Source organism: Formosa sp. A9, assembly GCF_051200825.1.
Classification (GTDB): Bacteria; Bacteroidota; Bacteroidia; order Flavobacteriales; family Flavobacteriaceae; genus Formosa.
The window spans coordinates 3,654,868-3,678,523 of the sequence record NZ_CP195158.1 but is presented as its reverse complement, the minus strand read 5'-3'; the positions used below and the strand labels follow the sequence as shown (position 1 = coordinate 3,678,523).

At 36.7% G+C, this 23,656-nt stretch carries 23 protein-coding genes and 1 tRNA gene; 10 read left to right on the top strand and 14 right to left on the bottom strand.

Translation table 11 applies throughout. The features are described 5' to 3' along the window. Positions 1-9: 9 nt before the first annotated feature. Positions 10-2,259, bottom strand: coding sequence for a TonB-dependent receptor (locus ACR9EA_RS16125; RefSeq protein ID WP_435135355.1), 2,250 nt, complete (start codon positions 2,257-2,259; stop codon positions 10-12). Positions 2,260-2,373: 114 nt separating this feature from the next. On the opposite strand from ACR9EA_RS16125, the gene ACR9EA_RS16120 reads away from it, so the two are divergent. Both ACR9EA_RS16120 and ACR9EA_RS16115 read left to right on the top strand, forming a co-directional pair. Continuing rightward, positions 2,374-3,033, top strand: coding sequence for a metal-dependent transcriptional regulator (locus tag ACR9EA_RS16120; protein ID WP_435139906.1), 660 nt, complete (start codon positions 2,374-2,376; stop codon positions 3,031-3,033). Next, complete coding sequence (locus ACR9EA_RS16115) at positions 3,033-3,857, top strand: ZIP family metal transporter (protein ID WP_435135352.1); 825 nt, start codon at positions 3,033-3,035, stop codon at positions 3,855-3,857. Before ACR9EA_RS16120 ends, ACR9EA_RS16115 begins: the two co-directional genes overlap by 1 nt. Positions 3,858-4,051: 194 nt before the next feature. Here the strand turns inward: ACR9EA_RS16115 and feoB are convergent, their stop codons facing one another. The 3 genes from feoB to ACR9EA_RS16100 all read right to left on the bottom strand — a co-directional run bounded on the left by feoB (position 4,052) and on the right by ACR9EA_RS16100 (position 7,127). After that, positions 4,052-6,151, bottom strand: a complete 2,100-nt coding sequence (feoB, locus tag ACR9EA_RS16110; protein ID WP_435135350.1) for a ferrous iron transport protein B — start codon at positions 6,149-6,151, stop codon at positions 4,052-4,054. Beyond that, complete coding sequence (locus ACR9EA_RS16105) at positions 6,144-6,380, bottom strand: FeoA family protein (protein WP_435135347.1); 237 nt, start codon at positions 6,378-6,380, stop codon at positions 6,144-6,146. The genes feoB and ACR9EA_RS16105 overlap by 8 nt, the downstream gene beginning before the upstream one ends. Before the next feature lie 72 nt (positions 6,381-6,452). Then, positions 6,453-7,127, bottom strand: coding sequence for an SCO family protein (locus ACR9EA_RS16100; RefSeq protein ID WP_435135344.1), 675 nt, complete (start codon positions 7,125-7,127; stop codon positions 6,453-6,455). 85 nt (positions 7,128-7,212) lie between these two features. Here ACR9EA_RS16100 and ACR9EA_RS16095 point away from each other — a divergent pair, with 85 nt between their 5' ends. The 3 genes from ACR9EA_RS16095 (at position 7,213) to ACR9EA_RS16085 (ending at position 10,710) form a co-directional block, all read left to right on the top strand. Beyond that, entirely contained in the window at positions 7,213-9,147 is a 1,935-nt protein-coding gene (locus ACR9EA_RS16095; protein ID WP_435135341.1) for a M1 family aminopeptidase, read from the top strand. A 74-nt stretch (positions 9,148-9,221) separates the two neighbouring features. Next, on the top strand, positions 9,222-10,568 hold the full coding sequence (gene rseP, locus ACR9EA_RS16090; protein ID WP_435135339.1) for an RIP metalloprotease RseP: 1,347 nt from the start codon (positions 9,222-9,224) through the stop codon (positions 10,566-10,568). Positions 10,569-10,636: 68 nt separating this feature from the next. Further along, a tRNA-Asn gene (locus tag ACR9EA_RS16085) sits at positions 10,637-10,710 on the top strand. Positions 10,711-11,194: 484 nt separating this feature from the next. Here the strand turns inward: ACR9EA_RS16085 and ACR9EA_RS16080 are convergent. The 8 genes from ACR9EA_RS16080 to ACR9EA_RS16045 form a co-directional block, all read right to left on the bottom strand. Then, entirely contained in the window at positions 11,195-11,515 is a 321-nt protein-coding gene (locus ACR9EA_RS16080) for a hypothetical protein (RefSeq protein WP_435135336.1), read from the bottom strand. Positions 11,516-11,823: 308 nt separating this feature from the next. After that, on the bottom strand, positions 11,824-14,052 hold the full coding sequence (locus tag ACR9EA_RS16075) for a TonB-dependent receptor (protein ID WP_435135334.1): 2,229 nt from the start codon (positions 14,050-14,052) through the stop codon (positions 11,824-11,826). A 131-nt stretch (positions 14,053-14,183) separates the two neighbouring features. After that, positions 14,184-14,693, bottom strand: a complete 510-nt coding sequence (locus ACR9EA_RS16070) for a hypothetical protein (protein ID WP_435135331.1) — start codon at positions 14,691-14,693, stop codon at positions 14,184-14,186. 54 nt (positions 14,694-14,747) lie between these two features. Continuing rightward, positions 14,748-15,299 carry an HPP family protein gene (locus tag ACR9EA_RS16065; protein ID WP_435135329.1) on the bottom strand — a complete coding sequence of 184 codons (552 nt, stop codon included), beginning with the start codon at positions 15,297-15,299 and terminating at the stop codon, positions 14,748-14,750. A 15-nt stretch (positions 15,300-15,314) separates the two neighbouring features. Beyond that, positions 15,315-16,241, bottom strand: coding sequence for a YeiH family protein (locus ACR9EA_RS16060; protein WP_435135327.1), 927 nt, complete (start codon positions 16,239-16,241; stop codon positions 15,315-15,317). A 75-nt stretch (positions 16,242-16,316) separates the two neighbouring features. Further along, positions 16,317-17,198 carry a LysR family transcriptional regulator gene (locus ACR9EA_RS16055; protein WP_435135325.1) on the bottom strand — a complete coding sequence of 294 codons (882 nt, stop codon included), beginning with the start codon at positions 17,196-17,198 and terminating at the stop codon, positions 16,317-16,319. 86 nt (positions 17,199-17,284) lie between these two features. Beyond that, entirely contained in the window at positions 17,285-17,767 is a 483-nt protein-coding gene (locus ACR9EA_RS16050) for a hypothetical protein (protein WP_435135323.1), read from the bottom strand. Between the two features lie 132 nt (positions 17,768-17,899). Further along, entirely contained in the window at positions 17,900-18,850 is a 951-nt protein-coding gene (locus tag ACR9EA_RS16045; RefSeq protein WP_435135322.1) for an NAD-dependent epimerase/dehydratase family protein, read from the bottom strand. A 124-nt stretch (positions 18,851-18,974) separates the two neighbouring features. Between ACR9EA_RS16045 and ACR9EA_RS16040 the strand changes: the two genes are divergently transcribed. From ACR9EA_RS16040 to ACR9EA_RS16030, 3 genes are all read left to right on the top strand, one after another. Then, entirely contained in the window at positions 18,975-19,484 is a 510-nt protein-coding gene (locus ACR9EA_RS16040; RefSeq protein ID WP_435135320.1) for a hypothetical protein, read from the top strand. A gap of 4 nt (positions 19,485-19,488) precedes the next feature. Then, the gene (locus ACR9EA_RS16035) at positions 19,489-19,995 is read left to right on the top strand and encodes a nuclear transport factor 2 family protein (protein ID WP_435135318.1); all 507 of its coding nucleotides are present in this window, start codon (positions 19,489-19,491) and stop codon (positions 19,993-19,995) included. 155 nt (positions 19,996-20,150) lie between these two features. Next, entirely contained in the window at positions 20,151-20,618 is a 468-nt protein-coding gene (locus tag ACR9EA_RS16030) for a CBS domain-containing protein (protein WP_435135316.1), read from the top strand. Between the two features lie 6 nt (positions 20,619-20,624). Here the strand turns inward: ACR9EA_RS16030 and ACR9EA_RS16025 are convergent, their stop codons facing one another. Further along, entirely contained in the window at positions 20,625-20,975 is a 351-nt protein-coding gene (locus tag ACR9EA_RS16025) for a hypothetical protein (protein WP_435135313.1), read from the bottom strand. Between the two features lie 14 nt (positions 20,976-20,989). Then, complete coding sequence (locus ACR9EA_RS16020) at positions 20,990-21,556, bottom strand: hypothetical protein (RefSeq protein WP_435135311.1); 567 nt, start codon at positions 21,554-21,556, stop codon at positions 20,990-20,992. Between the two features lie 207 nt (positions 21,557-21,763). On the opposite strand from ACR9EA_RS16020, the gene ACR9EA_RS16015 reads away from it, so the two are divergent. After that, positions 21,764-22,096, top strand: a complete 333-nt coding sequence (locus ACR9EA_RS16015; RefSeq protein WP_435135309.1) for a single-stranded DNA-binding protein — start codon at positions 21,764-21,766, stop codon at positions 22,094-22,096. A gap of 362 nt (positions 22,097-22,458) precedes the next feature. Continuing rightward, positions 22,459-23,655 (top strand): hypothetical protein, encoded by a 1,197-nt coding sequence (locus ACR9EA_RS16010; protein ID WP_435135307.1) that lies wholly within the window; start codon positions 22,459-22,461, stop codon positions 23,653-23,655. Position 23,656: the final 1 nt, after the last annotated feature.

Here is a 23,656-nt window from a genome sequence, read left to right as displayed (position 1 = left end):
GCGGTTGTTTTAATTTATATTAAAGCGTACCCCAAAAAATAAGCGTCTGCCTTGGTTGGGCGCATACACATAAGACGGATCGAAAGTAAGCGCATACGGATTGTCTGGAGTTGGAATCACATTGCCGTCGTTATCAAAATCTACCTGTTCATCAAAAGGATCGTCGGCTCTGGCAATTAAAAAAGGTTCGTTTTTTTCAGGGGTCCAGTTTAAAATGTTTTTTACGCCACCGTAAAACTCCATGTTTTTTAAACCATCATAAGTCACTTGAATGTTTTGAAGACTCCAAATAGGCGATGCATCACTTCTGGGATCAAGTTCACCCAAGGTGGGCAATAACATCGACCCGTAAATGCTTCCGGTATAGTCAAACGTGAGGTTGGTTGGGTAATGTTTATAGGTGACGCCCCAATTACCCGAAAAACGTTCGGTAAGCAATTGTCTGTTTTTCTCCCCGTTTTCATGCTGACTCACATCTTGATAAGTGGCACCAATATTGGCTTTGATACCTTGGGCAAAAACGGCATCCAAATTTAGGCTAACACCTTGCGAAATGGCATGTCCGTCTAAATTATCGTAAATAATTTGATTGAGATTGGTTTCGTAATCCGGCACAATTTGATTGGTAAAATAGGTGTACCATGCCGAGGCATCCAACGTAAACATCATACCATTTGTGGTGTATATTTTTTTAAGATAGTTGATGTTGACATTATACGACTCTTCGGGTTTCAGTTCTTCTTCTATAATCACATCGCGGGCTCCGGTTAGGGCAGCGTGCTCTTCGGTAAATAAATTAACAACCCGAAATCCGGTTCCAGCATTGATACGGATGATGTCTTCTTCGGTGGGTTTAAAACGGTAGGCAAGTCTGGGTGTGAAAATGTTACCGTGGCGTTTGTCGTAGTCGTAACGGGCGCCCAACAATACATGATGTTTGCTGTTTAAGGCGATTTCGTCTTGAATAAACAGGGACGGAATGGCGACTTCGTCGGCTGTTTCAGTGGCTGTGGTATTGTCGTTGTAATAGTTATATCTGACTGCGGTACCGAATAATAAATCATGGTTGTTTACCGATTTATCCCAAATGAATTGTCCAAAACCAATGCGTTGTTGAGCCAAATATGGTGTGTTTCCGTACACCGAATTTTGATCGTGATCGGAATACGAGAATTGGAAGTTTACTTTTTCTTTAAAAGGCAACTGGTAATTTCCTATCACTTCAAAACGTGAGGTATAAATGCTTTCGCCATAGATGTCGTCGCCACCACGGTATTCTGGTGTCCATTGCATTTCGCCACCCCAACGGTCTTCGTAAAAATAGCGGCCAGCAACAGAAAATTGTCGGTTTTCAGCGCGTTTAAACGACCATTTTTGAAAGACAGACACGCGATCCTGTAAGGTGACATCGGTAAAATTGTCGTGGTTGTTGTCAATCGGATTGCTGTAGTTAAAATAGTTGACACCAGTTAATACATCGGTTTTACTGCCAAGAGCCGCTTTAAAACCTAAATCAATATTCGCTTCGCCCCAACTCGTTATAAAGCCGTCGGCAGCAAATTTAGAGGTGTTTTCGGGCAATTTGGTAATGATGTTAATCAATCCGCCAACGGCTTCACTTCCGTATAAAGAGGAAGCGGGTCCCTTTACAATTTCAATCTGTTCTATTAAAGCATTGGGAATTCCCGAAAGACCGTAAACAGTAGAGAGTCCACTAACAATGGGCATTCCATCTATAAGCACTAAAGTGTAAGGGCCTTCCAGTCCGTTAATGTGTATGTCTCCCGTATTACACACATTACAGTTTATTTGTGGGCGTACGCCATTAACATTTTGTAAGGCTTCAAAAATTGAAGGCGTGGGGTTTTGCTTCAAAAAAGTAGTCGTATAAACTTCTACGGGTACCGGACTTTCTAATCGGCTAACCGGCTTTAACGTACCTGAAATTACGACTTCATCTAACGTTTCAGTTTCTTCAAGATTAAAATTTATGTTGATGTTTGTGTTTACCGTTACTGTCTTGGCTTGGGCTTTAAAACCAGTAAAAGAGGCTACAACTGTATAATTGCCTTCGGGTATATTTTTAATAATATAGTTTCCGTTTTCATCTGTCACTGCGCCTTTGTCGGTTCCTTTTAAATATACATTTGCGTAAGGCATAGGTAGGCCTTCGGTGGTTACTTTACCTGAAATAGTAAAAGAATTCTGGGCGCTTAAATTGATGCTGAACAGAAAGATGAGTATTAAACTGAATTTCATTTTTAGTCCTTGGTAATTTTAAATGTTGTGCAAATATAAAATAAAATTTAGACTAGTCTAAAAATATATTTGTATTACGGTAAAAAGTGTATATTTGTGGCAAACAATATTATAGTGGTTACATTATCTGAAGAAAATTATTTAAAAGCGATTTATTTAATTAGCAAATACGGAGGCGAATCGGTGAGCACTAATGCTATTGCCGAAAGAATGGATACCAAAGCATCGTCTGTTACCGATATGATTAAAAAGCTGGCAGACAAATCGTTTGTTAACTATAAAAAATATCAAGGAGTACGCCTTACCGAAAAAGGACGCTTGGCGGCATCTAATGTCGTGCGAAAGCACCGCTTGTGGGAGGTGTTTTTAGTAGATAAATTAAATTTTTCTTGGGATGAGGTTCATGAGGTAGCCGAGCAGTTAGAGCACATAAAATCTGAAAAACTCACAAACGAACTCGATGCTTTTTTAGAATTCCCAGAGGAAGATCCGCATGGCGATCCTATACCAGATAAACAAGGCTATATTAAAAATTCACAAAAGGTATTGCTGTCTCAGGTTTCGACAGGTAGCGTTTGTATTTGTGTTGGTGTTAAAGATTCGTCGGTAGAGTTTTTACAGTATTTAGATAAGTTAAGCATTGGTTTGGGTACGGTGTTTACTGTGGCGTCTAAAGAAGTGTTCGACGAGTCGTTAACCATAACTTTAAACGAAAGTCCTTTGTCGGTTTCCAAAACAGTTTCCAATAATTTATATGTAAAAATTAAAAATTAATGTTAGATACAATCATTCAATATTTCGAATCTATAGATCCGGTTTTAGGGGCGCTTTATGCTTCTTTGTTTACTTGGATTGTTACCGCTGCCGGTGCGGCTTTGGTATTCTTTTTTAAAGGTATGAACCGTGGTTTACTTGATGGCATGCTGGGGTTTACAGGCGGTGTTATGGTGGCGGCCAGTTTTTGGAGTTTGTTGGCGCCGGGTATCGAAATGAGCCCTGGCGAGGGTTTTGTAAAAGTTATTCCTGCGGCGGTTGGCTTTGCTATGGGGGCTTTGTTTTTGTTTGCACTCGATAAAATTTTACCTCATTTACATATCAATTTTAAGGAAAACGAAAAAGAGGGCGTAAAAAGTCCTTGGCGAAGAACCACACTTTTGGTGCTTGCCATTACCTTACATAATATTCCGGAAGGTTTAGCGGTTGGCGTGTTGTTTGGTGGTGTAGCTGCCGGTATACCCGAAGCCACTATAGGGGGCGCTGTTGCCTTGGCTATTGGAATTGGGATTCAGAATTTTCCCGAAGGTCTGGCGGTTTCGATGCCGTTACGCCGACAAGGCATTAGTAAATTTAAAAGTTTTTGGTATGGTCAGCTATCGGCCATTGTAGAGCCTATTGCTGCAGTGATAGGTGCAATAGCGGTAACCTTTTTTACACCTATTTTACCCTATGCTTTGGCTTTTGCTGCAGGGGCTATGATTTTTGTTGTGGTTGAGGAAGTTGTGCCAGAAACGCAACGCGATAAGTATACCGATGTAGCTACTTTAGGATTTATTGGTGGATTTATAATTATGATGACCTTAGATGTAGCTTTAGGTTAAGCACATCTTCAATTAATGGCATCCGCAATCGGAGTTATTGGTTCCGCAAGCTTTTTTCGACTTAGGTTTGGTGTTTATAAACTTGCGGTACAAAATATATAATGCTGTCCCTAAAGCTGCGAAAACGAGTATATTTTGGATAATGGTATTCATGTTATAATAGTCGTTTATTTAAAAATAGCTTACTCTATTATTTACAGTAATGTTTGATAGGCTATTAAAGCGGTAATATAAGCTAATCCGCTCATAAAAACCAACTGTAGCATTGGCCATTTCCAGCTATTGGTTTCTTTTTTTACAATGGCAAGGGTGCTCATACATTGCATAGCAAACGCATAAAATAGTAATAGCGAAATGCCAGAAGCAAAGTTAAATAGTGGTCCGCCTAAAACCGGATTTACTTCTGCGGCCATGCGGTTTTTTATGGTTACTTCTTCGTCGCTACCTACACTGTAAATAGTGGCCAAAGTTCCTACAAAAACTTCTCTCGCGGCAAACGAACTTACAATGGCGATACCAATTTTCCAATCGTAGCCTAGAGGTCTAATAATAGGTTCTATACCACGACCAGCAATGCCTATGTAAGAGTGTTCTAATTTGTAGGCATCAATTTTCTGATTGAGCTCGTCTTCCGATAATTGTTCGTTAGCATGCTGTTCTGTAATAATTGTTTCGGCGTTATTAAAATCGTTTCCAGGGCCATACGATGCTAAAAACCAAAGCACAATTGATAAGGCCAAAATGATTTTACCAGCGCCAAATACAAACGATTTAGTTTTTTCTACAACCGTAAGCGCTACGTTTTTTGGTAGCGGTAATTTGTAATTTGGCATTTCGACTACAAAAAACGATTTGCTTTTAATGGCCATAATCCGATCTAAAATATAAGCCGACACGATAGCTGCCCCAAAACCTAAAAGATATAACAGCATTAAGGTTAAGGCTTGATAGCCAAAACCTAAAAAGGATCCTTCGGGAATGACTAATGAAATGATGATAAGATACACCGGTAAACGCGCCGAACAGGTTGTGAATGGGGTTACTAAAATGGTGATTAATCGTTCTTTCCAGCTTTCAATATTTCTAGTGGCCATAATAGCAGGAATGGCACAAGCGGTTCCTGAAATTAAAGGCACAACACTTTTACCACTTAACCCAAAGCGTCTCATAATTTTATCCATTAAAAACACCACACGGCTCATATAGCCGCTTTCTTCTAAAATGGCAATAAACAGAAACAGAAAGGCAATTTGCGGAATAAAAATAACGACACCACCTAAACCAGGAATAATGCCTTCTGCCAACAAACTGGTAAATGGCCCTTCTGGCAATTGAAGTTTTACCCATTCGCTCATAGATGCAAATGAAGCGTCGATGAAATCCATTGGGATGCTGGACCAGTTAAAGATGGCCTGAAAAATGAGTAATAAAATGAAAAAGAAAATAACATAGCCCCATACTTTATGCGTTAAAACACGATCTAATTTAGAGCGTAAATCTGTGGCCTTGCTAGTGTCTATAGTTTGTCCTTTTTTTAAGGTTTGATTTATAAACTGATAGCGTTTTATGGTTTCTTTTTGTTGTAAGCGTTTTAAATCGGTTTTACTTTTTGTTTTAAAATCGGCAACGGCTTCAAATTCGTTTCGAGACGTCGTTCCGAAATTAACATCTTGGGTTATGACTAACCAAAGTTTATAGAGTAGTTGGTTTGGAAAGACCTGCTGAAGCTTGTCGAAATACTCACGATCAATTTCCGAAGCATTTAAACAAGGTTGCGTTGGTAATTCTTTATAATTAATGATGAGTTCTTTAAGACTATCGACACCTTGATTTTTTCGTGTACTTACTACTGCTATTTTTGTTTGTAATTGCGCTTCTAAAAACGGAATATCTAAGCTAATCCCTTTTTTGTCCATTCTGTCTGCCATGTTAATAACCAGAATGGTAGGGATTTCTAAATCTTTTATTTGGGTAAACAGAAGTAAGTTGCGTTTTAGGTTTTCTACATCGCTTACTACAATGGCTACATCTGGAAAGTCTTTGTCGTTTTTGTTCAGCAGTAATTCAATAACAACATTTTCATCTAAAGACGAAGCATTTAAACTGTAAGTACCAGGTAAATCTATAATATGGGCTTTTAAGCCTCTTGATAATTTACAGATGCCTTCTTTTTTTTCGACAGTAATCCCTGGGTAATTACCTACTTTTTGGTGTAGACCGGTTAAGGCGTTAAACACCGAGGTTTTACCTGTGTTAGGGTTTCCTATTAGCGCAACATTAATGTGTTTACTCATGCGATATCATTTCAATTAAAATATGGCTTGCGGTTTCTTTTCTAATGGCCAAATGCGATCCGTTAATATTAAAGTAAATCGGGTCTTTAAAAGGAGCGATTTGTACCAATTCTACTTCATTGCCTGGTAAGCAACCCATTTCTAATAATTTTAAAGGAATGTGTATAGACGATACATCTGTTATTACAGCTGTTTCTCCGCGTTTTAGATGTGCTAAAGTTGTTTGCAAGCTTATTTAGATTGATTTTAAAGAGGCAAAAGTAAGATAAATTGAAGTGCTAAAAAAATGGAAACCAAAATTCTACTTTTTATATTCCTGTTTTAAGATTTTTATATCGTCTAGTAACTGTTGTATGGCCTTAGGGTCGGTGCCATCGTAAAAGCCTCGAATTTGTCTTTTTTTGTCTATAAGCATAAAGTTTTCGGTGTGAATCATATCGTATTCATCGCCATTCCCTGTTGTCTTTACTGCTAAATAACTCTTTCGTGCTAAATCGTAAATGTCTTTTTTGTTGCCAGTTACTAAATTCCATTTCGTATCGTCTACACCTTTTTGTATCGCATAGCGTTTTAGTTGTGCAACGGTATCTATTTCTGGGGTTACGGTGTGCGAAAGCAACATAACTTCGTTGTCGTTACGTATTTCTTTTTGAATTTGTACCATGTGGTCTGTCATAATCGGGCAAATGGTTTGGCAGGTCGTAAAAAAGAAATCGGCAACGTAAATTTTATTTTTATAATCGTTTTCGGTTATGGTTTTTCCGTTTTGATTGATAAGACTAAAATGGGCGATTTTATGATATTTTTTTACATCTATTAAACTGCTATCCACTAAATCTTGGGCAACTTGTGCGGGTTGATAGATAGGAAGCGGTTTTTGAACATCTAAAATATTGTAAATGATAGCGATAATGATGAGCGATATGATGGCAAATACAATAGCAAACGATTTGTATGCTTTAAAGAATGATAACATTAGGCAAGGGGTAAAAAGAATTCTTTACAAAAATACAATTCATTATTAATTAATAATGGTATTTTTAAAACCTTATATAATAATTATGAAAAGATTAATACTTGCTTTTTGGTGTTTGCCTCTTGCTGTGTTTTCTCAGAATTTTAACAACGATTTGAAGCAAATTCAGGAATCGGAAGCAAAATCGGCGTTACACCGACAAACATTTAGGGCGAATGCCAATACGGGTAATTACGATTTAAAATACCATAAATTGGAGCTGGAAGTCGATCCCGCAGAAGCATTTATATCGGGAACAGTAACATCGTATTTTTTGGCTAAAGAGAATTTAGATCGCATTACTTTCGAGTTAACCAGTAACATGACGGTTTCGGGAGTTACCAAAAATGGCAATGCTTTAAGTTTTACCCAAAATGATGACGATGAGGTGGTTGTACTTTTACCAGAAACACAACAAGCAGGTGTGTTAGATTCGTTGTCTATTTCGTATTCGGGCAATCCAGTGGCTTCTGGTTTTGGTGCTTTCGAGCAATCCGAACACAATGGTAAACCTATCGTGTGGACTTTGTCGGAGCCTTACGGTGCAAAAGCTTGGTGGCCCTGTAAACAAGATTTGATAGATAAGATAGATTCGATAGATGTTTATATTAAAACTCCGCGATTTAATGCCGATTCAGATCCGTATTATGCTGTTGCTAACGGTGTCGAGCTGAGTCAGGAAATAGATGGCGATTTTAAAACAACACGTTATAAACACCGACACCCGATTCCGGCCTATTTAATTGCGATGGCGGTAACCAATTACGATATTTACAATCATACTGTAGCGAATAATGGCAATCCGTTCGAGATTGTTAATTATGTGTATCCAGAAAATTTAGACTACGCCAAAAATAGTACTCCGGTAACTGTAGATATTATGAATTTATTTACCAATTTATTTGAAGAATATCCGTATGCCGATGAAAAATATGGCCATGCCCAGTTTGGCTGGGGTGGTGGTATGGAGCATACTACAGTGTCTTTTATGGGGAGTTTTAATAGAAATTTAATCGCTCACGAATTGGCGCATCAATGGTTTGGCAATAAGGTTACCTGCGGCAGTTGGAAAGACATTTGGTTAAACGAAGGTTTTGCAACTTATTTGTCGGGTTTAGTTATTGAAGATTTAGATGGCGAAGATTATTTTAACGCATGGAAAGCCGAGCGCATCAGTAATATTACATCTAGAACCGATGGAGCCGTTTATTTATCGGATACCGATACCTTAAGTGTTAATAGAATTTTCAGCAGCCGATTAAGTTATAACAAAGGCGCTATGGTTTTGCACATGTTACGAAAGAAATTAGGTGACGAGGCTTTTTATAAGGGATTAAAAGATTACTTACAAGATGAGGCGCTGGCCTTTGGTTACGCTAAAACAGCCGATTTACAATCGGTTTTGCAAACGAGTACAGGGCAAGATTTAACTGCATTTTTTAACGACTGGGTTTACGGAGAAGGCTATCCGAGTTATACTATTATTGTCGATCAAACGACCGAAACCAATGTGTCTATTACAATCAATCAAATCCAAAGCCATAGTTCGGTCTCCTTTTTCGAAGCTGGAGTGCCCATTAGGTTATTAGGTGCGTCAGGCGAAGTTTTAGATTTGGTTTTAGATCATACTGTAAACAATCAGGTGTTTAACGAAACAGTAGATTTTAAAGTGAGTAATGCTTTGTTTAATGTCGATAACGATATCATTTCTAATAACAACAACTTAACACTCGGGGTAAGCGATTCTCAAATACAGAATGATATTCAGGTTTATCCTAATCCTTCAAATCATATCGTGTATTTAGAAAAACCTGCTGCGCTTCAAGTGCACGGAATACGCGTGTATAATGCCTTGGGCCAAACCTTATCGACTTCAAATTGGGTGCATCAATTAGATGTTTCCAGCTATGCCAACGGACTGCTTTTTATTAAAATACAGACTAATAAAGGGGTAGTGTATAAAACCATAATAAAAAACTAATATTATAATAAAGGTTTAATTTTATTAATAGCTTTAAAAGGTTATTTTTGTGCCTTGAAATTTTTTAGCAAAATATGGAGTTTTTAATTAAAATCTCTCAATTTTTATTGAGTCTTTCCCTACTTATTGTCTTACACGAATTGGGGCATTTTATTCCTGCAAAACTATTTAAAACCCGAGTAGAGAAATTCTATTTGTTTTTTGATGTTAAGTTTTCGCTATTTAAAAAGAAAATTGGCGAAACGGTATACGGTATTGGTTGGTTGCCTTTAGGCGGATATGTAAAAATATCTGGAATGATAGATGAGAGTATGGATACTGAGCAAATGGCTAAAGATCCAGAACCATGGGAGTTTAGAAGCAAACCAGCTTGGCAGCGTTTAATCATTATGTTAGGTGGTGTTACTGTAAACTTTATTTTGGCCGCGCTCATTTATATGTTTATGGCTTTTGCTTACGGCGAAACCGATATTGCAACAAGTAGTATTAAGGATGGCTATTGGATTACCAATCCGTTACTTATAGAAATGGGGGCGCAGACAGGCGATAAGGTAGTTTCAGTAAATAACGAAACTGTAGAAAACTATTCCGATTTGCGTGCTAAGTTAATCGAAGCAAAAACCATAGTTTTAGAGCGCGATGGGGTAGAAAAAACCATTACAACACCCGAAGACTTTTTAGGGCAATTAAGCACTGGGGACGATAAAACCTTTTTTCAGTTACGTATACCTTTTGTGGTGGCCCAAGTACCAGATTCGTCTTTAAATAAAAATGTCGATTTAAAACAAGGTGATATTATTACCGGAATTAATAACACCAAATTAAAGTATTACGATGAATACGCGCCTTTTTTAGCACAATTGAAAGGGCAAACAGTTCAAGTTGAAGCCTTGCGAGATACGAAGCCTATAAGCAGAACGCTTCAGGTAGATGAAGACGGTAAATTCGAAATTGCTGCGTATTCTAATGCAAGCGGTAAAACGTTAGAAAAATTAGGCTACTATAACATCGTAACCAAATCGTATTCTTTTGGAGAAAGTATTGGTGTTGGTGCGAACATGTTTACAGAACAAATCTCGTCGTATTGGACGCAGTTAGGAATGATTTTTAATCCTAATACAGGGGCGTACAAAGGTGTGGGAGGATTTAAAGCTATTTTCGATATCTTTCCAAATACTTGGAGTTGGGAAGCCTTTTGGGGTATTACGGCCTTTTTATCTATTATGCTTGGTGTACTAAATTTATTACCTATTCCGGCTTTAGATGGTGGTCATGTTATGTTTTTATTATACGAAATGATTTCCGGACGTAAACCTAGCGATAAATTTATGGAGTATGCGCAAATGGTTGGATTCTTCATTCTCATAGCGTTAGTGTTATTTGCGAATGGAAACGATATTTTTAAAGCTTTATTTAAATAAAAAAAATAAAAAAAAGTTTGGTGAGTTCGAAATGATGATATATATTTGCACTCGCAAAAGCAAAACACTCCTCCTTAGCTCAGTTGGTTAGAGCATTTGACTGTTAATCAAAGGGTCCTTGGTTCGAGCCCAAGAGGGGGAGCAAGCTTACAGAAAGCCTTTCAGAAATGAGAGGCTTTTTTTGTATATGCTACTTTTTTAATTGGTGATGTTAAAAAAATATTTTTTATACACTAAAACTATAGTTTTAGCGTTACTACATTAACCTAAGCTTGTAATGTAAGGGATTTGCCCTTAACTATGAGCAAAACCAATACAACCTTTAACCACAAAAACTAACTAACACTATGCATTCAAAATGGTACAAATACAGATTGCAGACCGTAATTATACTTATGTATATTATTATGTTTGTAGGGGCGTATTTTTTAATTGTTTAAAACACGATTAGGTCTTTGTCGACTTTTCGATCTGAGACTGTGTAACGTCTAGTTACTTATTAACCTCTCGGCTCGGGTTGTGTTTATCTAGTAGATATGTAAACCTGGGTTGTTTGAAATTGCTATAGAAAGCAATAAAAAACCTTCAATGCTATTGTAAATCGCGTTGAAGGTTTTTTATAACAACTAATTTACTTTAATTAATCGGTCGTTAAAATATAAATTGGTCGAATCGTTCTTGTGCGTGACTATCGCTTGTTTTAATGCTTCAAAATCTGTAGAAGACATTTCTAAATGCATACTGTTAAAAAACTTGTTTAAAAGGGAGTAATTATCGTCTGCTTGATCGTATTCAACAGACATAACGTGAATATGGTCGCCTGCTTTATATAATTTACCGTCTATTTCAACATCTTGTGTTGGTTCCCATAAAATATCGGCATCATGGTGGTTGCTATCTTTAAAATTAATTGATAGCCCTTCGTAATCTACGTTAAGCGTTTTCATAAAAATGGTTTTAAGTTATTGATTATATAGACTTTAAATATACAATATTTCTTTTGATTTTTTTGAAGGAACTATTTGTTATACATTTTAAATTGAACGCACTTATAATATGTATAAATCATAAAAAGAAGCTGTCTAAAAAATTAACTTTTCGTCAATCTGAATTTATTTAACTTCATTGAATCTTCGATTTCAGATTCTCAATAAGATGAGATTCTGTGCCACCTGCCTGCCGGAGGAGTACAGAATGACGCGCTTTTAAACTTTTTAGACAGTCTTCATATTTAATTATTGCGATTCGTGTTACTTTAAAAGGTTAAAGCTATTTTTCCGCGGATATAGAATGGGGTTCCAGGTGTAAAATGGATTTCGTCTACAGGCTCTGGTTCGTTATATAAACGACTTTCGGTAGCGAATTGGGTTTCGTTCCATTCGGTATTAAACAGGTTTTCTATAATAATGCTATAGGTCCAGTTTTTCCATTGATAATTCACATTGCAATCGGTAACAAAATAGCCTTCCGCAACAATAGAATCGTCTTCGTTTGCTGGTCTGTCGTCAATATACCTGTAGTTTAGGCCTCCGGAGAATCTTCCTAAATTATCGATAATAATACCTCCTGCCGAGGTGAAATCTGGCGCTAAAGGAATGTAGTTTTCGCCTTCAGGATCATCGATGCTTCTGCCGTGGGCGTAGTTAACATCGGCGAACAGATAAAGCCAGTCTAGGGCTTGGTAGCGCGCGCCAACATCTACCCCTAAACGTTGTGTTTTTCCGCTAGGTTCTACTATGGCGGCATCGCCAACATATACAAACTCTTGTTCCAGATATAAATACCATAGGGCGGCGTTTATGGCCAAACGATTTGTGGGTTTTAGTATAGCGCCTAAGTCTGCGCCGTAAGCAGCAGGTAGGGTTTGCCATTCGGTGTCGGCAACAACTACTCTGGTGTCGTTAGAGTGAAATCCGATACCTGTTTTTAAGAATAATTGCAGGTTTTGGTTTACCGAATAAATGGTATTCAATTTAGGGCTTACGCGGACTTGGGTTTCACTTTTGTTGTCGTAGATTTCGGAAAGCTTATTGTAATAATCAAATTTAAAGTAATCTAATCGTACCGCTGGGTTGAACAGCCATTTTCCGGTTTGGAATTCGGTGTTTATAAATCCATAGGTATTCACTTCGTCTATATCGCCAAGTGCTAAGCGGTCTAAAGTGGTTTGTCGGTTCATGGTGTGAGACAGTTCTACATCGTCTGCGTTGTCATATCGAAAACCGAGTCCCGCTTGATAGTTGAATGTCGTCGACTCGCCAAGTGCTATATTTTTTTGTTCGTATTGTGTACTGGCACCAGCGATTAAACGATTCTCTTTTTGTCTTATCTGGTCGCCATTAACGGGATCGTCCAGATAATAAGTGAAGTTAGAGTAGAGCTCGAAATTGTATTGCGATAGGTAAGCCGTTGTTGTAAACGATTGGTCGTGGTCTATGGTTTTAGTGTGATTTACCAAGACATTGGTTCTGCTGGTTTGGCCACCTTCGGTATCGTCTATAGCGCCAAATCGGTCTATAGTACTATCGTCTACAGCGCGCTGTGGTATTTGCCCAGAAGCATCCCATTTACTCTCGAAATACGAGGTTGTAATGTTCAGTTCTTGATTGCCGCTTAATTTGTAATTGTAGCGTCCTAAAATATTAAAGCGGTTAAAATCTTGTGGCGAGTCGAAAGGGCCGTCGGTAAGCATTAATTCCGATGCCACATAAGCACTGCTTTTATCGTTATTTAATACGTTTAGCATGCCCATTATACGCGAGGTATTAAATTGGCCAGCTTCTAACGATACGTAGTTATTATCTAAAGTTTTTTTTAGTCCCAAATTAACATATCCAGCAGTGTTAAAGTTACCAACAGATCCATAATATGGTCCTTTTCCAAACTTTACATTGTCTACGGTTTCTGGTATTACAAAGTGTAAATCGGAATAACCTTGGCCATGGGCATGCGACACCATATTTACAGGTAAACCGTCTACACTAAGACTCACATCGGTGCCGTGATCGATATCGAATCCTCTTAAAAATAACTGCTCTGCTTTACCGCCACCAGCATGTTGACCAATAATTAATCCAGGAACTTTTCGTAGAATGTCTTGAGACGATTTAACCGGGTCGGTTTTTACGTTTACATCTACCAATCGGCTTAGGGCATCAACTTCGCCAACTAGCATCACTTGGTCTAACGACATGTTTGCGGCAGGCATAACTATATCAATTGTCGTGTTTAAATCTGATGCTGTAAGTACGATGGTTTGTGCCTGATACCCTAAACGCGACATGTAAATGGTATCGTTAGGCGAGCTGTTTTGAAGCGTAAAAGCCCCTGTTGGATTGGTATGCGTGTGTTTTTGGGTGTTTTTGTTAAAGATGCTTACATCTTCTATAGGATTATGCAGTGTATCTGTAATAACACCGTTTAATTGTTGCGCATGCAACATGCCGCTTAAAAGTAAGCAAGCACATATTAAAATATGTTTCATGTATATAAAAGGTCTTGGCTTCTGTAGTATTTGTTATAGAAGCTTGTGTTGTAGTTTTAAATTTTAGGTATTACATAACGTCACGCTTAACGGTTTTTAAAGCTGAAAACCATATCGTGTAACTGTAGTTCTTATATTGTACAAGCGTTTTGGGGAGGCGGACTGGTAATTTGTAAATGACACGTATACTGAAGTGTTTTTAAGTGCCAATAGGGTGTTTTGTATTCTGAATGCGTGTGTGCTGTTAACTGCTGTTGAAGCGTTAAAAAATGCTTGTCGATTTCTGCTTTTGAAGTCGTTTTTTGATGGTCGTCGTGATCTTCTGAAGCTAAAAAAATACGGTTAAAAAAACTTATTACCGAATGCGAATGGTTGTTGATGGTTTTTCCTGTTGCCGTATGCGTGTGGTTGGCTAAAGGCGGTGCATCTTCAAAAATGTTGTGGTTTCCAAAATCGTCGTGTTCATGATACCTTAGTAAGCTGATGTTTTGTGGCGTGCTCCCAATAGTTTCAGTATAATGTACAACGGTGTGTAGGGCGTTGAAGACCTGAGTTTTTAAAGGCGATATTAAGTAACACACGGCCAGCGCCAATGCGATGCCTTGAAATAGTATCGATTTAAAATTTACCTGTAATACCAACCCACTCAGATTAAGGTCTCAAAAATACAGATAAATTTTACACGGACTTGGTTGTTACCTGTTTTTTGTGCGGTACGCTTTATTTTTAGCCCAAGTGTTTGTAATAAGTGCGGTAATTAGTAGCAGAAGAATACCAATAAGTACTGGGTTAACAATGTACCAAAACCCTAAAGCCTTAATTTGACTGCTGCCTATATTGGCTATAAGAGCAGTGGCTCCGCCTGGCGGATGCATGGTTTTTGTTATTTGCATAACCACTATAGAAAGGGAAACCGCTAGCGCACAGGCCAACCAATTAAGGTCGGTGTCTGGAATAACTTTGGCTATGCAAACCCCTATTAAAGCACTTAACACATGTCCGCCGATCACGTTTCTAGGTTGCGATAACGGACTGTTAGTGGCACCGTAAATTAGCACTGCAGAAGCTCCAAACGACCCAATTAGAAAGGTGTTATCTACTGCAGAAAATCTTAGGCTTTGTAAGTAACCTAATAATCCGATCCCTAAAAAGGCACCGATAAACGTCCAGATATGTTCAGGGGCATTAAAATCGGTTTGCTTATGCAGGATATATTTGGCTTTTCGGAGTGTTCTTTTTTGTGCCATAATAAATAAAGTAGATTATTGTAAATACAGAATATATGCTAGGGAGGTGAGCGATACAAAAATCCATAGAATCGATGCGAAAACTACAGGTTTCCAACCCGCTTGTTTTAAATCGGGTAAGGATATGCTGGTGCCAATTAAAAATAAACTAACAACTAATAGGTGTTTTGATACGTTTACAAATTGTTGCGTTACGATTTCAGGAATAATATGAAAACTATTAATAAGAATAGCGCCAATAAATAATAAGATAAAATACGGGAATTTTATATGTTGCCCTTTGGTTTTAAACGCAAACATCGATAATACCGACATAGGTATAATCCATAATGTTCTAGATAATTTTACAGTTGTTGCAATTTTAAGAGCCTCCTCGCCGTAGTTTAGTGCGGCGCCAACCACCGAACTCGTATCGTGAATGGCTACTGCACACCACAGGCCAAAATCGTGCTGATTTAAATGTAACCAGTGTCCTAAAACAGGAAATACAAATAAGGCTAAGGCATTTAATAAAAATACAGTTACCAATGCCATAGAGATGGTTTTGGAATCGGCTTTAATAATTGGTGAAATAGCTGCAATTGCACTGCCACCACAAATAGACGTTCCCGAAGTTATAAGGTGACCCAGATGTTTATTTAAATGAAAGCTTTTCGATATAAATAAACCAAAACTAACAGTTAGCACTACAGAGCATAAAATAAGACCAAAGCTCGATGCGCTTGTTTGTATGGTGTCTTGTAATACCATGCCAAATCCTAAGCCTACTACAGCCAATTTTAATAACCATTGCAATCCTTTCTGGCTTTGTTTTAGAAAGGGATGCTTAAAACCAACCGAAAACACAAAACCTAAAGCCAATGCCATTGGACTGTTAATATATCCAAATAATGCGGCAATTATAACTCCGAAAAAATATATATAAGAAAGCAAAGCGGCCATGGTGTTGTAATTTTATACAAAAATACACTAGCTTTATATGTAATAAGAAATGAAAAAAGTTATTTGCTATAACTTTTAGTTATGGTTTAGGCGAATCAGTTTTTCAAAAAAATCTTTGGTTTTCGATTGAAAGCCTTGGCGCGACACAAAATAAAACCAACGTTCGATGGTGAAATTCTGAATGTCTATAATTTTTAATTTATTATTTATTAAATCGTCGTTTATGGCATGTGCCGAGAGCAGGGCGTAACTTTTAGAGTGGTAAAGATAGTTTTTAATAGCAATGGTACTGCTTAAGGTTACTGTAGATTGTAGTGAGGAAATACCCTGTTGGTGTAATTTTTTATAGATGATTTCGCGGGTTCCAGAACCTTTTTCGCGTTCTACAAATGGTAATTGTTTTAAATCGTTTAGCTGAAGTGTTCCTGTTTTAAATTTTGGGTTCGATGCGCTTGTTACCAAAACAATCTCGTCTTTTATAAATTTTTCGTACTGCAATTGCTTGTTGTTGCTACTGCCTTCAATAATACCAAAATCTAATTGTTGCTTGGTAATAAGCCGTTCTATGTAATTGGTGTTTCCGCTTATAAGTTGTAAACTGGTGTTGGGGGTATTTTTTTCTGACTTTGCTAATATTTGGGGTAGAATAAAATCGGCTAGCGTAGTGCTTGCTCCAAAGGTAATGTGCTTTTGTTCGTGGGGCGCTAAAGTTAAAAACTGATTGTCTAAATCGGAAAAAAGAGCAATGATTTTTTCGGTATATTCTAAAAAAATAAGTCCGTCTTTAGTGAGTTCTATTTGATTGCCGAGTCTTGTAAAAAATGTTTTCTTGTAAGTGTCTTCTAAAGTTTTAATGGTTTTTGAAATCGCAGGCTGACTAAGATTTAATTGTTCGGCTGCTTTTGTGAAACTTAATTGCAAAGCCACCTCTTTAAAAATATGAAATTTTGTGTTCATCAGCCCAAGAGATATAGTAACATCCCATCGTTTAGAACTGTACTAGCAGATGGGATGTAAGATTTTATGCGGTAAAGAAGAGCGGGTTATAGCGACTTAAACTCAGAAATTTGAGCGGCTTTAACAACGTCATCGTAATTTGCTGTGTCTATGCCGTTAATATAATCTGCTGGAACTACAACTACTCTAAAATATTGGTTTTGTGTCCATGAGCTGTCTAAGCTGTTTAAATCGAAAGTGGCATCCATAAAAATGCTAAAATCGGTATCTGTAAAGTCGTAATTATACGAGAGTACACCTTCGTCTAAAATAGCGGTTTGTGGAAGTAAGCGCCAAACTTCGGTACCATCTATGGTTTCCCAAGAAATATAAATTAATACAACGTCTGATGGTACAATATCGAACCCGTAATTTTGGGTAATGGCAAAATTATTTCCGTTATTAAAATCGACTTCAATTTCGAATGCTGGAGCTATAATTACGCCGCCGTCTTCTCCTGGAGGGCCTTGATCGCCTTCGCAAGCTGTTAATGTAAATATGATGCAAAAAAGTGCTAATAGTTGTCTCATAGTTTCAATTTTTATACGATTACTTATCGTGGTTTTAAACTAAAATTAAGGTTTAATTATGTAAGCGGCAACTTTTTGTTTGTTTTACCTGTTTATATGCTTTTAAATAAGAGGCTCTTTATCTTATCTTTTTTAAGTGTATTTCGCCTGTAATTGCGAAAGCATTTCCTTAGTAATATCGTCTAACGAGAATTTATGGTCCCAATTCCAATCTGTTCTGGCTGGGGTGTCGTTTATGCTTTTAGGCCAGCTATCGGCAATGTCTTGTCTAAAATCGGGGGTGTAACTTATGGTAAATTCTGGCAGGTATTTTTGAATTGATGCCGCTATTTCTTTTGGTGTAAAACTTACTGCCGATAAGTTGTACGACGAGCGTATTTTAATAGCTTCTTTATCGGCTGCCATAATATTAACGGTGGCTTCAATCGCATCGTCCATAAACATCATAGGTAAAGCGGTGTTTTCAGATAAAAAACAATCGTAATGGCCATCTTGTAGAGCTTTATGGTAAATATCTACAGCATAATCGGTGGTGCCGCCTCCAGGAAGTGTTTTCCAACTGATAATACCAGGATAGCGAATACTTCTAACATCTACATTATATTTATTAAAATAATATTCGCACCAACGCTCCCCAACCTGTTTGGTAATACCGTATACGGTAGAAGGTTCCATAATTGTATATTGTGGCGTCTGGTCTTTAGGTGTTGTTGGGCCAAAAACGGCAATGCTGGAAGGCCAGAAAATCTTTTTAATAACTCCCGCTTTGGCTAAGTCTAATACATGAAAAAGCGATTGGGTGTTTAAATCCCAAGCTTTTAATGGAAATTTCTCGCCAGTAGCACTAAGCATTGCTGCCATTAAGTACACCGTATTAATATTGTATTTTTCTATACATACCTTTAGTGCTGTAAAATTTTGAGCATCTAAAATTTCGAAAAGGCCAGAATTAACCACTTCGGCATTATTATAACTAATATCGCTAGCAATTACGTTTTCATCGCCATACATTTGCCTTAGCTTAAATGTTAGCTCCGAACCAATTTGTCCGCATGCGCCAATAATTAAAATTTTTGGTGTCATTTAAAGAATTTGTTTAAAAGTCTTCAAAAATATGAAGATTTTGCCGACCAAATTGCTTTTTCTGTAAAAATTAGGAGTTAAGACTTAAGTAGATGTATATTTGTTTTACGATGAAATAGTTACCATGAAAGCATTTGTTTTAATTTTTATAAGTGTGTTGTTTTTATCATGCCAATCTGATACTAAAACTACCGAAACTGTAGCCGATGATACCGTTAGTCCAAGTGTTTTTAAAGCAGATATTGAGGCCCTAGATTATGTGGAATACGAATTGGATGCCAAGGCAGCCACTACTTTATCGGCTTGGGATAAGTACAGCGAATTATCAGTAACCATAGCACAATTAAAATCTGGAGATGTTTCGTATTTTAATAACGAAATGAAAGTGATAGAAGCTTTTTTTAACGAGTTTAAAACCAGCATGCCAGAGGCAGTTAAAACACCATCTATTCTGGCTAGGGCTTTGGCTTTAGAAACTAAAATGTTAAAACTACAAAGCGCTTTGCATTTAGATCATGCTTCAGAAAAAGAACAGTTAAATGCCGTAAAAGAAACGCTCGTAGCCTTTTCTAATTTCAATTTACAAATCAATAAAAAATTCGAAAAAGAAGCGCAAAATATTGTAAAACCCTAAGCTTATGAAAACCATATTCTCTTTCCTGTTATTTAGTGTATTATTAGTTCTGCCTTGTCAAGCTCAGGATAATGCCAATACCATAAATGCTGCTATAGTAAACAATTTAAATCGTTGGCATGAAGCGGCGGCCCAAGCCGATTTCGAAACCTATTTTGGTTTAATGACTTCCGATGCTATTTACATTGGTACCGATGCCACAGAACATTGGGATTTAGAGGCCTTTAAACACTTTGCTAAACCTTATTTTGATGCTGGTAAAGCTTGGGATTTTAAAGCGATAGATAGGCATGTTTTTGTGTATAACAACAATACATTAGCATGGTTTGACGAGTTGCTGAATACCCACATGGGTATTTGTCGCGGTTCTGGGGTAATGAAACTTGAAAACGGCACTTGGAAAATGGCCCATTATGTATTGTCTATGACTGTGCCTAATTCTAAAATGCAGGATGTTGTATCGGTAAAACGTACAGACGATTTAAACCTGCTAAAGCAATATAAGCAGTAGAAAATTCTTGCATATAATACCGTAATTTATTTTTAAACTCAGCAATTCGTTAAAAAATTAACTCATTTTTTAATTTTTTGTTAGCGCCATGTATTTTTAGTTAGGTTAACTGATTATAATTCAGTAACTTTATTTTAATACTAAAGTAAATTATTATGGGCATAAAAAGTTTTCAAGGTGCAAGAAAGCAGCAGCAGAAAGAAGTAGAACACATTCCGGTAAGAGTGAGCGACTATATGACTAAAGATTTGATCACTTTTAAACCCGAACAAACCGTAGAGGATGTTATTCATAAACTCATTTCGTTTAAAATTTCTGGTGGTCCCGTGGTTAACGATAACGACGAGTTGGTTGGCATTATCTCGGAAGGAGACTGTTTAAAGCAGATTAGCGATTGCAGATACTACAATATGCCTATGGAGCAGCATACCGTTGAAGCACGAATGATTAAGGATGTTGAAACTATTGATGGCAACATGAATATTTTTGATGCCGCTAATAAGTTTTTAGAATCTAAAAGACGTCGGTTTCCTATAGTGTCTAACGGTAAATTGGTGGGGCAAATCAGCCAGAAAGATATTTTAAAAGCGGCCTTAAAATTAAAAGGACATAGCTGGAAATAAGTGGTTTTAATCGCTCCGTTTTACTAAAGCAAAATAATCGTTTTCTAAAGGCAAATAGCCTTGGTTGTATACAAAATAGTATACGGTGCCAGCTTTTGTGGTATAAATACTGGTAAATAGATTAAAATCGAAGCCTAAATTTAAAAGTTTGTCTTTGGTGGTTTTTGTTTTTTGGTCTGGGTTTAATGCTTCCAGAATGCGCCAATTTTTGCGCAGTTTATTGTTGGTGTTTCTTATAAGATTTTTACTATCGGTGTTTATCTTGTTATTATAAGCGTTACGGCAATAATCGTTACAGAACTTTTTGTCGGTACGCCCCGTAATTTTTTCGCCACATTCTAAACACGTTTTATCCATAGTAAGCGTTTAGATTAAAATAATTTCGAAACGCCTACAGCCAAAACCCAAGAGTCGTAAGCATCAAATCTAAAATCCCAGCCTACAGAAGCTCCAAATTCAAATTCCTTAGGAAGTTCTAATCCGTATTCAACTTCTGCCCGTATTAAAAACAAATCTTCTTCTTCGGCAAATTCCTCACCAAATCCCAACATATAGGTAAAATGTTTACCGGGTTTAAATATACCCATTATGGCAGGGGCAATCGGGGTTTCGCGTTCTACGATTTCGTTTTCGTTTTCTTCAACTTCGTAAGATTCTAAAGTTAAATCGGTATGCAGGCCAATGCCCCAACGTTCGTTAAATTTATAATTATAGTTAATGCTAATCATAGGTAAAACCAACCAACGTTTTCCTTTGCTGTTATGTCCTTGACTAATATGAATATGACCAAGCATAGCACCAATTTGATGGTGTTTAAATTCACCTTCGTATTCGGTTTCCTGTTCAACCTCAATGTCAACATGTTTCTCATCTTCTTGAGCCCAAAGGCGAGGTGTGCTTAACACCATTAAAAGTAACAGCAGTAAAAAAGATTTCATAAGCGGTTGATTTTGAATAAAGTTACACAAATGTAAGTAATTAACTAGAGAAATTTTAAGGAAAATAAAAACGCGTGTAAACGACTACAAACGGTTACAAGCGTGAGTAAATAGTTATTAACCGACTAAAGCTCTATTGTTTTTCATCTTTGTCTGGTGCTTAGTAATAGGCATAGTATTAACTGTTTAACATTAAAATTTAAAATTATGAACTCATTAAGAAACAAAGTACAGTTGATTGGTAATTTGGGGCAAGACCCAGAAATTTTAAATCTGGAATCGGGTAAAACCTTAGCTAAATTTTCTATTGCGACCAACGAAAGTTACAAAACCAGCTCGGGTGAAAAAATTACCGATACACAATGGCATAACATTGTTGCTTGGGGACAGACCGCTAAGTTGGCCGAAACCTATTTAACAAAAGGAAAGGAAGTGGCTATAGAAGGCAAATTGGTAACGAGAAGTTTTGAAACCAAAGATGGCGAAAAGCGTTACGTTACAGAAGTGGTTTGCCACCAAGTGCTAATGTTAGGAAAGTAGTGTGCAATTATAAAAAGAGGAATCTAAATGGTTTAGGCGAGGTCGGGTGCTTTGCAAGTGGTCCATAATCTTGATAATTGAATTTAGGACTGTCTGAAGGGGGTTAAGTAGGTGACAGTTTTATTGTTTAGATTCCGCTTTATATTACATATTAAAATTCCCAGAAACCATAAGTTACGATTTTTCCGTAACAAAGTTTTAAAAGAAAAACTTAGTTTTAGAGAAAAAAAATGGAGTATGATAGCAGGAGTACTTCGGTTGTTTTTTTATGTGCGCTATACGACTGAAGTTTTGCTTATAATGCAAAGAATGGTTAAGCAATTAAATAACACACTGAAAAATGCAAGTTTCAAATATATAAAATGAACACTTTCTACGACATAAAAGAATTAGTAACCGCTTTGAAAAGAGAGGAAAAACTAATATCTGAAATGTTTAGTAAGAGAAAGTCTATTGACTTCAAACTTAGTGATGCTTTGGAATTAGTTGACTATGAAGAAAATCGAATTGATAGATTAATAGAAAAATCTGTTATCAGAGAGAATGGTGGACTTTTAGAACTTGATGGACAATTTTTAGATTTTTTTGAACAAGTGCTGTACGTGAGTGAAGAAATCAATCTATCATACATCGATGAAAATATAAAAAATATAAAAGAAAATATTGTTTACTTTTTAAAAGAGCCGAACGAAAACAGAAGATACACTTACTTACGGACAATCAAAAAAACCTTTCGAAATATGGGACTCATCACACTTAGAAGTGTAGTGGACTTGAGACGTAATATTGAGAATACCTTTAAGAATGAAGCTAATTACAAAATTAAACAACTAAAGCTAGAAAGTCTTGATGATAAAAGGACTGTAGTAGCGAATTTAATACAGCAAACATTAGTACTAATTAATGAAGAAGAACTCACTTTTTTTAATAGGGCTTTAGACGAAGAATTAAGTAGAATAATTGTCGAACTAAAAAGTCAATTAGGAGAATGCTCACATAACCTAATTGAAATAGAAAAACAGATAATTGATTATCTAAACCAAATAAAGCACCAAGGAATACTTTTAGAAAAATTACGAAAACTTAAATACTTAAAAGACAATTTTACAATTGAAGCTGAGACTGACATTAGACAAGTAATTTCAAATAAAAATGAAGTGATTTTTGAAACTAGAACGAATCAATCCATAAATTTATCTATTGACTTTCTTAGAGAGAATGAGCGGGCTTTTGATGCAATTAAAAGAATTGCCAAAAACTATAGAGATAGATTACTTTTTAAACAAGAAATAGCAGAAAGTATTTCTAATGAAAACCTTGAAAATAACATTGAAGAAGAAGTTATGGTAAATTTAGAGGAAGTTAGAAATCGCTTTGTTGCTACAAGCGATAATTTATTCAACTTTATTTTAAATTATGATTTTTTAAAGGAAGTAGATTTTAATGAAAGAGTGACTATTTTTTGCCAAATCGTTTCACAATATGAGGAAGAATTACAGATACAAGATGCTTACCAAACTACTAATGGAATTGAATATGCTATGGTATTTTCAAAATAAA